At 33.2% G+C, this 521-nt stretch carries 1 protein-coding gene and 1 pseudogene; both read left to right on the top strand.

All coding sequences use genetic code 11. The features are described 5' to 3' along the window. Positions 1-162 (top strand): annotated as a pseudogene (locus ACFIJ8_RS08530) (trwi protein); the annotation flags it as partial. A gap of 241 nt (positions 163-403) precedes the next feature. Then, on the top strand, positions 404-521 hold a 118-nt coding region (locus ACFIJ8_RS08525), incomplete at its 3' end, for a TrwH protein (RefSeq protein WP_375639396.1).

Here is a 521-nt window from a genome sequence, read left to right as displayed (position 1 = left end):
AGCGATATGAAACTCGACTACGACCAGAATATAAGCTTCATGTTTGGGGGAGCTATCGTCTTGTCCATTATATCCATTATGCTGTTACTCAAACTATCAAGCATTGCCAATTCTCTCGCAAAAGGCATTACATTTGGACATCTATGGAGACATAGAAATTAAAGGTGATAAAAAGCAATGGTTCCCGTAACAGACGCCCCTAATATCCATATGACAAAATAGCAAGGATATCCAATCCTAAAGTAAAAAATATTCGCACTGAAATTGAGCTATTTTCATAAATTTAAAAATGAAATTAAGAAAAGATCAATTATCGTAAACTACACACTTTACTTTAGTATCAAAATTATAATAATGACAACAAATATCAAGATGATATAACAGTAAAAAGAGTCGTATTAAAATGAAGTCGGTCATTCTTGTAATTTTGATTGCAAACATTCTATCAGCTTGTGCGTTAGCACCAAAGCTAAAACAGCCCAATGATAGGAACCGTGTACCTATTAATAAAACAATCCCTG

The organism is Bartonella sp. MF74HXZ, assembly GCF_042194445.1.
Lineage (GTDB): Bacteria > Pseudomonadota > Alphaproteobacteria > Rhizobiales > Rhizobiaceae > Bartonella > Bartonella grahamii.
The sequence above is the reverse complement of the archived record's forward strand: the minus strand, read 5'-3'. Positions and strand labels throughout refer to the sequence as shown.